Origin of the sequence: Agathobacter sp. LCP21S3_B2, from assembly GCF_052118705.1 — a bacterium.
Taxonomy (GTDB): Bacteria; Bacillota; Clostridia; order Lachnospirales; family Lachnospiraceae; genus Roseburia.
This window is the reverse complement of sequence record NZ_JBQKGQ010000004.1, coordinates 155504-166298: the sequence shown is the minus strand read 5'-3', so window position 1 is coordinate 166298 and position 10795 is coordinate 155504. Positions and strand designations below refer to the sequence as shown.

The following is a 10795-nucleotide window of genomic DNA, read 5'->3' as shown; positions in this document are numbered from 1 at the left end:
GGAGTAAATGCCGCCTCAAACAGAGTTTATCAGCTTCCCAGCTCTATGTGTATAAAGACCGCAAGCGAATTGGGCTCCTGCATATATGTGATAGTGCCGCCTCTTGCTGTCGGAATCAGATATTCGTAGTCACCCTTCTCAAAAAGACTGTGACATGCAGTATCATAGGTTTCTCTGTCCGAAAACTTGAACGTAATATAGTTTGATGACATTGTCATGCCCTGTAATGCTTTAAGGTCGTAGGATGTAAAATACAGCCCATTCCTGTAATAATAGTCATCCTCCAATGACGCTTCCTGCGGCAGCATATCCTCATTGTCCAATGTGCGTGTAAGCTTTACCACATCAAGAGGCACTCCGAACCAGCTGTATGATATGTCCTTTCCCAGATAATCACCATCACCGTAGGTACAGTCCACCGCACACCACGCACCGTCCAGATATACCATATTCCAGGCGTGGTTTGCATCAGATGTGGTGCCTGTCACAATAAGTGAGCTGATACCGGCCCTGTCACACAGATACTTAAACATCATCGCATAGCCCTGACAGACCGTCCTTCCAAGCACTGCTGAGTACATATCCTGGTTGTGAGGAGAATTTTCCTCATACTCGGCATGCTCTATCACATATTCATAGAAATGCACAGCCTTGTCATAATCCGATGCACCTTCATCGATACCTGCCATACAGGCTGACACATAGCCTGAAATCACACTTATTGCGTTGTCGATATCAGACTCAGACATATTGTATACAGGCGAAAAAATGATGCTGTTTCTCACAATATACTGACTCTTTTCTATGTAGAAAAACTGTGGATTGTCTAACAGCACAAACTGCTGTATACGGCTAACGTTGTCAGTGTCTGTAGTATTTAACGAAATTCCATCCATGCGCTTTTGCATCATCGCATAAATCTGCCTGTAAATAAGCTTGTCATCATCTGACAGCTTCTCGTAGTAGTAGTGATATTCCCCTGTAAATACTGACTCATCGTACTCTGTCTGTTCGCCGTTTAAATAGTCTGTTGTGGCCTGCATCTGCCCCTTTACTGCCCTGTGTATAGCTGTAGGTAAATCAGCTATAGCACCTGTAAACCCTACTGCCTTTAAGCATTTTGCAGCGAACATAAAGCAACAGGCAGCAAACACAAGTGCCGGTATGGTTTTTAAAAGCTTTTTCATCTATTCCCCCATTTTAATCGTCGTCTGTCACTCTGTTAGGTGTGAACAGCAGCAGCCATAGCAAACCTGCATATCAGATACAATCCCAAAAGATGCACCGGATAAAAGGCGTAAAAGACATATTTTAGTGAAATGCCTCTTTTTCCATTGTAATAGCGAAGCGGTATAAGCATAAACAGTGCAAAAAACTCTATGGTACCTGAGAAAAGTCCAAGCAGTATGACTGCCACGGCAAATGCAACATCCCGGTTTGAAGAAAGCAGGTACATCATGACAATGCACCCTACACCCGCCGCACCATAATCACAGCAAAGCACAAACTCTGCAATAATCATCATAACAAGCACTACTGATACCATTACTATACACCTGATCAGTGTGACAAAAAACCACTTGACTGCAGAGGATGCCTTTTCTATTTTATCGACCGACTTAAGCCAATCAAGCACTGTGATGGCAAGCAGGCCTAAAAGCAGTGTAAAAAACACATTGTTGCTCTTAAATTCGAGCACTGTATTGTTTATTGCAAGGTCAAACGGTATCTCAGAGATAAGCGCGAATATAAACATCCTCGCAGCATATTTTTCCCTGCTGTGTGTATATTTGAAGCCCTCCACAAGCAGGAAGCAGAAAACAGGAAAGGCCATGCGCCCTATAGAACGCATGACCCAGTAGATATCAATAAGCGTTTGTCCACCTATCCCGTTATTTATCATCTGAAGAATAACCGTTGCCGCAATATGGTCTATGAGCATGGTAAAAATGGCTATAAGCTTAAGCGTGCTTCCACTGATACCAGACTTTGCGATAACTTTTTCCAAAATCCTATACTCCTGCCATATTTACGGTAATCCTGTCAAGATGCCAGATATCGTCCACATATTCCTGGATTGTTCTGTCTGAAGAGAACTTTCCTACATGTGCGATATTGAGCAGTGCACTCTTTCTCCATGCGCTCTTGTTCTTGTAATAATCATTAATCTTCTGCTGTGCATTTGCATATGAGCGGAAGTCTGCGAGGATAAAGTAGCGGTCAGCCACCTGTCCCTGCTGTGGATTGAGCAGTGAGTTGTATAGCTCCCTGAAAAGCTCATGGTCATTTGGTGAATATGTGCCGTCTACGAGCTGGTTTACTACCTTTCTTAGCTCGGCATCGTTATTATATACATCAACAGGATTGTAGTCATGTCTGTTCTCGTGTGAGATGACCTCATCAGAGCTCATTCCAAAGATAAACATGTTGTCAGCCCCTACCTCATCGAACATCTCGACATTGGCACCATCCATAGTTCCGATAGTGAGCGCTCCATTGAGCATAAACTTCATGTTTCCTGTTCCGGATGCCTCCTTGCTCGCTGTGGAAATCTGCTCGCTGACATCTGCTGCCGCAAAAATAATCTCGGCATTGGATACCTTGTAATCCTCGATAAATACTACCTTGAGCTTGCCGCCAATAGAAGCATCGTTATTTATCACGTCAGCCACACTGTTGATGAGCTTTATTGTTTTCTTTGCATTTCTGTAGCCTGCTGCTGCCTTTGCTCCAAAAATGAATGTTCTAGGATAGAAATCCATAGACGGATTTTCCTTAATCTTGTTGTACAGATACATCACATGAAGGATGTTCATGAGCTGTCTCTTGTACTCGTGAAGTCTCTTAACCTGCACATCAAAGATAGAATCCGGATTTACATCAATACCATTGTGCTCCTTGATATACTTTGCTAAACGCACCTTGTTTGCTCTCTTAATCTCAGCAAACTCCTGCTGTGCAACAGGGCTGTCCGCATAAGCCTTGAGCTTTGAAAGCATTGTAAGATCTGTAATCCAGCCGGCTCCTACCTTTTTTGTTACCCAGTCTGCAAGGAGTGGATTTGCATGTGCTAAGAATCTACGCTGTGTGATTCCGTTTGTCTTGTTATTGAACTTCTCAGGGAACATCTCATAGAAATCATGAAGCTCCTGATTCTTAAGTATCTCTGTGTGAAGCTTTGCAACACCGTTTACAGAATAACCTGCAACGATAGCCATATTTGCCATCTTGACCTGTCCGTCATAGAGGATAGCCATCTTTCTTACCTTGTCCTCATTGCCAGGATATCTCTCATTAATCTGAATCACAAATCTTCTGTTTATCTCGTCAACAATCTGGTATACACGAGGAAGCAGTCTCTGGAATATCTCAATTGGCCACTTCTCAAGCGCCTCAGCCATGATTGTATGGTTAGTGTAGGCTACACATCTTGTAGTGATATCCCATGCATCATCCCATGACAGATGTTCCTCGTCCACAAGGATTCTCATAAGCTCTGCGACTGCAACTGTAGGGTGAGTATCGTTCATCTGGAAAACAGCTTTATTTGGGAGATCTTTTAAATCGCTGTGATGCTTTTTAAACCTTGCAAGTGCACGCTGGATGCTTGCTGATACAAAGAAATACTGCTGCTTTAATCGAAGCTCCTTGCCCTTTACATGGTTATCGTTTGGATAGAGCACCTCAACAAGGTTTCTTGCAAGATTTTCCTGCTCCACTGCCTTGTCGTAGTCACCCTGGTCAAAGGACTCAAGCGAGAAGCCGTTTTTTGGCTCTGCATCCCATATCATGAGAGAATTGACCACATTGTTGTCATAACCGACTATAGGCATATCATAAGGCACTGCAAGCACCGACTGATAGTCCTTCTGCTCGAAATGAAGCTCTCCGTTTTCATCTGTGCTCTCCTGCACATATCCTCCAAACTTGACCTCATAGCAGTACTCCGGACGACGAAGCTCGAATGGATATCCGTCCTTGAGCCAGTTGTCAGGCACCTCAATCTGGAAGCCGTCTGAAATCTGCTGCTTGAACATACCATATCTGTATCTGATTCCACAGCCGTATGCAGGATATCCGAGTGTGGCAAGTGAATCCATGAAGCACGCTGCCAATCTTCCGAGTCCACCGTTTCCAAGTGCCGGATCAGGCTCCTGGTCCTCAATAGCATTGATATCCACACCAATCTCATCGAGAGCCTCCTTGACCTCCTTGTATGCTGAGAGGTTTATAAGGTTGTTGCCGAGAGCTCTTCCCATCAGAAACTCCATGGACATATAGTAAACAACCTTTGGATCGTCCTTGTCCATCACTCTCTGTGTGGCAATCCACTCATCCATGATGACATCCTTTACGGCCTCTGATACAGCCTGATAAAGTTCCTGCTGTGTGGCATCATCTATAGTCTTACGATATTTATTTTTTAAATTGTCTGATACAGTCTTAATAAACACCTTTTTGCTAAACGTATTATCTCTCATCTTATTCCTCCTTATGGCACCAAAAGGGAGCAAATTAATGCTCCCTCCCGTGCAAAGATTATTGTTTTTCAACTGCAAGCTTAACAGCCTCGCCATTAATCTTCCAATCTTTTTTATAGCCCTTAAGTTCGCCTGATTTAATTGATACAGCAAGAACCTCGGTTTTGATTTCATCACCAAACTTTTCAAATACATTTGAAAGCTTCTCATCTGCCTCGTATGTCACAGCGATGTGGTCCATAACCTCAAAGCCTGCGTCCTTACGCATTGTCTGGATCTTACTGATGATTTCTCTTACGAAACCTTCCTCGATAAGCTCAGGAGTGAGGTTGGTATCAAGGACAACGGTTATATTGTTGTCAGACTGTGTCACATAGCCCTCCATCTGAGTCATCTCGATAAGTAAATCCTCTTTAGATAATACAACTTCATCGCTAATGCTGTCAAGTTTGAGAGAGCCGCTGTTATTAAGCTCCTCCATGGCCTTATGACCATCAAGCTCAGCTAAAACTGCCTTAATCTGGCCAAGGTATTTACCATACTTAGGACCCACTGTTCTAAGCTGTGGCTTGAATTTGTAGGTGGTGTAATGTGATACATCATCAGTAAACTCAACCTCTTTTACGTTGAGCTCGTCTGCGATGATATCCACATAAAATTCATCCAGTTTTTCCGGAGCCTTTACAAACATTTTTCCGATTGGCTGACGGTTTTTGATATTTGCCTCGTTACGGCATGCACGTCCGAGTACTACAACCTTTAGTACCTCATCCATATCAGCTTCGAGCTTTTTGTCAATCAGCTTCTCATCAACTACAGGATAGTCGCACAGATGAATTGACTCCGGTGCGCTCTTGTCGATAGAGCAGACAAGATTTCTGTAGATATCCTCTGTCATGAAAGGAATCATAGGTGCTGCCGCCTTTGATATGGTGACAAGTGCTGTATAAAGTGTCATGTATGCGTTTATCTTGTCCTGCTCCATGCCCTTTGCCCAGAAACGCTCACGGCTGCGGCGTACATACCAGTTACTTAAGTCGTCTACGAACTCCTGAAGGTACTTTGCCGCCTCCGGAATCTTGTAGTTTGACAGGCACTCATCCACTCCTGCCACTGCTGAGTTGAGCTTTGAAAGAATCCACTTGTCCATTACTGCAAGCTTATCATACTCAAGGCTGTATTTTGTAGCATCAAAGTTGTCTATATTTGCATAAAGCACGAAGAATGCGTATGTGTTCCAGAGTGTTCCCATAAACTTACGCTGTCCCTCAAGCACGAGCTTTCCTGAAAACTTCTTTGGAATCCATGGAGCTGATGCTGTGTAGAAATACCATCTGATGGCATCCGCACCGTATGTCTCAAGTGCATCAAACGGATCTACCGCGTTGCCCTTTGACTTGGACATCTTCTGTCCGTTCTCATCCTGTACGTGTCCAAGCACGATGACATTCTCATAAGGAGCCTTGTTGAAAAGGAGTGTAGACTCAGCCATGAGTGAATGGAACCATCCACGTGTCTGGTCAACTGCCTCTGAGATAAACTTGGCCGGGAACTGCTTCTCAAATACTTCCTTGTTCTCGAATGGATAGTGGTGCTGTGCGAATGGCATGGCTCCTGAATCAAACCAGCAGTCAAGTACCTCAGGTACACGGTGCATATCCTTGCCACACTCAGGACACTTGATTGTCACAGCGTCGATGTATGGTCTGTGAAGCTCTACCTCTGCTGCCTTTGGATCTCCTGCTTTTTCGGCAAGCTCTGCACGGCTTCCGATACACTCTCTGTGTCCGCATTCACACTCCCAGATATTGAGTGGTGTGCCCCAGTAACGGTTACGTGAGATAGCCCAATCCTGTATATTCTCAAGCCAGTTTCCGAAACGTCCTGAACCGATAGACTCAGGAATCCAGTTTACTGTATTGTTGTTTCTGATAAGGTCATCCTTTACTGCTGTCTCCTTGATGTACCATGACTCTCTTGCGTAGTAGATGAGAGGCTTGTCACATCTCCAGCAGTGTGGATACTCATGCTCAAATTTCGGAGCATCGAAGAGCTGCTTTCTGCCGCTTAAGTCCTTTAATACCTCAGGATCTGCATCCTTTACCCACATACCGGCAAACGGAGTCTCAGCTGTGAGCTCTCCCTTGTCGTTTACAAACTGTACGAATGGAAGGTCATAGTTTCTTCCGACATTGGCATCATCCTCACCAAATGCAGGAGCGATATGAACGATTCCTGTACCGTCTGACATAGTAACATATGTGTCACATGTCACAAAAAAGCCCTTCTTGCCCTGCTTATCGGCAACCTGCTTAGCACAGTCATAAAGCGGCTCATACTCCTTGTACTCAAGATCCTTTCCTTTGTATGTCTCAAGCACCTCATATGCCTTCTTGCCTGCTTCTGCGTCCTCTTTTGAAAGAAGCTGTGAGAGCACCTTGTCTGCAAGTGCCTCTGCCATATAATATGTGTAGCCATCAACAGCCTTTACCTTTACATATGTGTCATTAGGGTTCACACAGAGTGCCACGTTGCTTGGAAGTGTCCATGGAGTTGTGGTCCATGCGAGGAAATATGCATCCTCTCCTACTACCTTAAAACGTACTACTGCTGATTTTTCTTTAACTGTCTTGTAGCCCTGTGCCACCTCCTGTGCAGAAAGCGGTGTTCCACAACGAGGACAGTAAGGAACAATCTTGAAGCCCTTGTAAAGAAGTCCCTTGTTCCAGATTTCCTTGAGAGCCCACCACTCTGACTCAATGAAATTGTCGTCATATGTGACATATGGATTGTCCATATCAGCCCAGAAGCCTACAGTGTTGGAGAAATCCTCCCACATACCCTTGTATTTCCATACAGACTCTTTACACTTCTTGATGAATGGCTCAAGTCCGTAGTTCTCAATCTGATCCTTGCCGTCAAGGCCGAGAAGCTTCTCCACCTCAATCTCAACTGGAAGTCCGTGTGTATCCCAGCCTGCTTTACGTGGCACATATTTGCCCTTCATCGTCTGGAATCTTGGAATCATATCCTTTATGGTACGTGTCTCAACATGTCCGATGTGAGGCTTTCCGTTTGCTGTAGGAGGTCCATCATAGAATGTGTATGTCTCTCCTTCTTTTCTGTTTTCCATGGATTTTCTGAAGATATTGTTCTCTCTCCAGAACTGCTCTGTCTTCTTCTCGCGTTCAACGAAGTTCATATTGGTGTCAACTTTGTTGTACATGACTATCTCTCCTTATTCTATATTGTTCGTGAACATCCCCAACATGCACCTCAAATTCGCCTCTTACGAGGCTTATTTTTGACTTACGCCACTACAATTTTCGGTTTATGGAATATTCACAAAAAAGGCACACATTCCTGTAATTAGGAACGCGTGCCTGATACGTCTATACCACCTATTACAATGTACTTAAGGGAAATACCCTTGCATACCTGTCCCTGTAACGTAGGGAATACGTCAGAACCTACTCTCACAACACTGTATTGCGATTTTAGCCTGCGGCTCAGAAGTGATTTTCAAAACGGCTCTACTCATACCGGCTCTCACCTGTCCCGGCTCTCTTTGACTTTCCTGCCATCTCTACTGTCTTCGTCACAGCCTTTTACTAACTGTGTTTAAGTATATAACTGAAAAGCCACTGTTGTCAAGATGTAATTGATTCTGTAATAATTTGATAATAATTAACTCTAATAAATTCCATCATACTCAAAATTCTGATAATCAAAATCGTCATAATCATAAGAATCATAATCATAATCCTCATAGGAATCGTCATCATTATAATACTCATAGCCCTCATCAAAGCCCTTCATGAACTCCTTTTCTAAATCTGTGCTTACACTTGAGCCTGCCACAACCCAGAATATGATGCTGACTATAATTGAGATAACTGCTGTTGCTATACCAACTATACCAAACACCTTGTTGTTGCCCTTTATTATATGTATAATACCAAAAATGATAGCAAGCAGAGCTGTCACATAATTGATGCATGTACAAAACAGTACAATAGATGCAATTCCAAGTACCAGAGAAGCTATACCAAAGCCATTGCTGTTCTTTGGTGGCTGGTTGTATGGATTAGCTCCATACTGTGGCTGATTGTAGGCTGTCTGTCCGTATGCGGTCTGATTGTAGCCACCCTGTCCGTTTGGCTGCTGGCCATACTGTGTCTGTCCATAAGCTGACTGATTAAACGAGCCCTGAGCATATGTGTTCTGGTTGTATGTGCCCTGGGCATTTGGATTCTGATTGTATACACCCTGATTTGCATAACCATATGCACTGCCCTGATTATTGACATATCCGTCTGTGCTGCCTGTCTGGTCTGATGACTGTCCATATGCATATGCATTCCCACTTTCCTGCCGGGATACAGACTGATTATATGTGTCTGTTGGCTGACTGTATGTGTCCTGCGGCTGGCTGTATATGTCTGAGCCATTTGCTGTTCCTGAAGACTGACCGAATACACCTGTATTGTCCGGTGTGCCTGACGACCGGTTGTCATTGTTCATATAATTGTTATCGTCCATAACTTCCTCCATTTATCTATCTTTGTATAGCATGTGATCCATCTGCACCATAAAATTATACTGTGAAACCACACATGCAGGTGATGCATATAAATGCAACCCACTACAAATATTTTATCATATATTACAATAATGTAAATATTTTTATTTACAAACTATTTTTAAATCTTAAAAATGGCAGGACCACTTCTGTTCCTGCCATAAAAAATCATATCATTTTACTATTCAAAACCTTATTTACTGCTCTTCATCCTCGGCTGAATTTTTAAGGTCATCTGCAAGCATATAGATATTCTCAAGTACCTTCTTGCACTTTGCCATGTTCTCAACCGTAATGTCAGCCATACGAATTCCCTCTGTTGAAGAAGCTGCGACCTCTTCTCCAGTAGCTGAGAGATGAGTAATATTTTCTGATATTACTGTTGTAGAATCAAGAATCTTCTTGATGCTCTCCTCTGCCACACTGATAGCTCTCATCAACAGCTCAACAGCCTCTCCCATAGCGTTAAACTTATCTCTTGTATCATCAATAAGCTCATTCTGCTTCTCAACCGATGATACAGAGTTTTCTATGCTCTCATTAGCACGCTTTGTGTCCTCATTGAGCTTGATGATAATCTCTGTGATGTTGGCTGATGCATCCTTAGTCTGCTCTGAGAGCTGTCTGATTTCATCTGCAACTACCGCAAAACCTTTACCTGCCTCGCCTGCTCTGGCTGCCTCAATTGAAGCATTGAGGGCAAGGAGATTGGTCTGGTTTGAAATATTGATAATCGACTCTACAAAACTCTTTACTTCCTCTACCTTTGCTGTAAGGCTCTGGATAACCGATACTGTGACATTGCTTGCCTCTGCCACATTGTTAGCCTGCTCCTTGAGCTCCTCAACTACATCAGCTCCCTGCTTTACAGTCTCGTCTGTCTGGCGTGAAGCATCTATCATAGCTTTAATTCCGCTCTCTGCACTATCAGTATTTCCCTGAATCTCAACACACATAGACGCCTGCTTCTGAATAGCCTCCGCTGTGCTCTCTGTGCTGTCTGCGATATCCTGAATTGAATTATGGCTCACTGAAACTGCCTCGTCAAGCTCTTTCAGCATGGTCATGGCTTCATCAAAGTGCTTTGAAATATTATCAGCAACTAAAATCATCTTCTTACCGTTTTCAACCTGCTGCAAAGCTGCTTCTTTGATTTCTTCCATGTTTTCTTCAAAAAACTGGTCAAGAGTTCTTGTAACCATGATTACCGCATAGCCTGATAATGCCATTACCAAAACAGCCACCACATTTCTTTGAAGCACTTCACCTCCCGCATTAAGCTCAATCAAAAGTCTTAGGATATTAGTTGCAAACATAACTGAGCTTGAAATGATTATGAGCCGGCTGTCCAGATATGCCGCTGTTGCTACCATAAGAGGCAGGGCATATGTCCATGTGCCCGGTGTGGAATTGAGTAATCTGACAAAAAAGTAACCTGCAGTCATTGCTGAAACAAGTACAATTGAACAGCTCTTTGACTCTCTTTTTGTCATAAAAGCTATGGCCGAGACTACTATTACCGCAATTGCTGCAATAAGCTGTACCAGCTTCCCGACAAAATTCTTTCCTCCGTCTGCACCCAATGCAGCAAATAATGAAAATGCTACATACGCAAATACTATTATTACTGCAATAAATACTTTTCGATTGGCCCTGTTAAACTGTTTATTATTCATATAGACCCCCTTCTTTCGTTTTATTAGTTGTATTATACAACATTTTTTCATAATAA

General features: G+C 43.3%; 6 protein-coding genes. All 6 read right to left on the bottom strand.

Features of this window, described 5'->3' with window-relative positions:
- Window positions 1–29 precede the first annotated feature (29 nt).
- Window positions 30–1187, bottom strand: coding sequence for a transglutaminase domain-containing protein (locus ACTQ1L_RS04485; RefSeq protein WP_441365612.1), 1158 nt, complete (start codon window positions 1185–1187; stop codon window positions 30–32).
- 35 nt (window positions 1188–1222) lie between these two features.
- Complete coding sequence (locus ACTQ1L_RS04480; protein WP_441365611.1) at window positions 1223–2008, bottom strand: TraX family protein; 786 nt, start codon at window positions 2006–2008, stop codon at window positions 1223–1225.
- Window positions 2009–2012: 4 nt separating this feature from the next.
- On the bottom strand, window positions 2013–4481 hold the full coding sequence (locus tag ACTQ1L_RS04475) for a glycogen/starch/alpha-glucan phosphorylase (RefSeq protein ID WP_441365609.1): 2469 nt from the start codon (window positions 4479–4481) through the stop codon (window positions 2013–2015).
- 58 nt (window positions 4482–4539) lie between these two features.
- Window positions 4540–7707 carry an isoleucine--tRNA ligase gene (gene ileS / locus ACTQ1L_RS04470; protein ID WP_321110169.1) on the bottom strand — a complete coding sequence of 1056 codons (3168 nt, stop codon included), beginning with the start codon at window positions 7705–7707 and terminating at the stop codon, window positions 4540–4542.
- 467 nt (window positions 7708–8174) lie between these two features.
- Entirely contained in the window at window positions 8175–9023 is an 849-nt protein-coding gene (locus ACTQ1L_RS04465) for a hypothetical protein (protein ID WP_441365607.1), read from the bottom strand.
- Window positions 9024–9260: 237 nt separating this feature from the next.
- Window positions 9261–10739, bottom strand: coding sequence for a methyl-accepting chemotaxis protein (locus tag ACTQ1L_RS04460; RefSeq protein WP_441365606.1), 1479 nt, complete (start codon window positions 10737–10739; stop codon window positions 9261–9263).
- Window positions 10740–10795: the final 56 nt, after the last annotated feature.

What these genes read in the sequence shown, in the direction of transcription:
- ACTQ1L_RS04460 (WP_441365606.1), bottom strand. Translation starts at nt 10,739, where the DNA reads ATGAATAATAAACAGTTTAACAGGGCCAATCGAAAAGTATTTATTGCA.
- ACTQ1L_RS04465 (WP_441365607.1), bottom strand. Translation starts at nt 9,023, where the DNA reads ATGGACGATAACAATTATATGAACAATGACAACCGGTCGTCAGGCACA.
- ACTQ1L_RS04475 (WP_441365609.1), bottom strand. Translation starts at nt 4,481, where the DNA reads ATGAGAGATAATACGTTTAGCAAAAAGGTGTTTATTAAGACTGTATCA.
- ACTQ1L_RS04485 (WP_441365612.1), bottom strand. Translation starts at nt 1,187, where the DNA reads ATGAAAAAGCTTTTAAAAACCATACCGGCACTTGTGTTTGCTGCCTGT.
- ileS (WP_321110169.1), bottom strand. Translation starts at nt 7,707, where the DNA reads ATGTACAACAAAGTTGACACCAATATGAACTTCGTTGAACGCGAGAAG.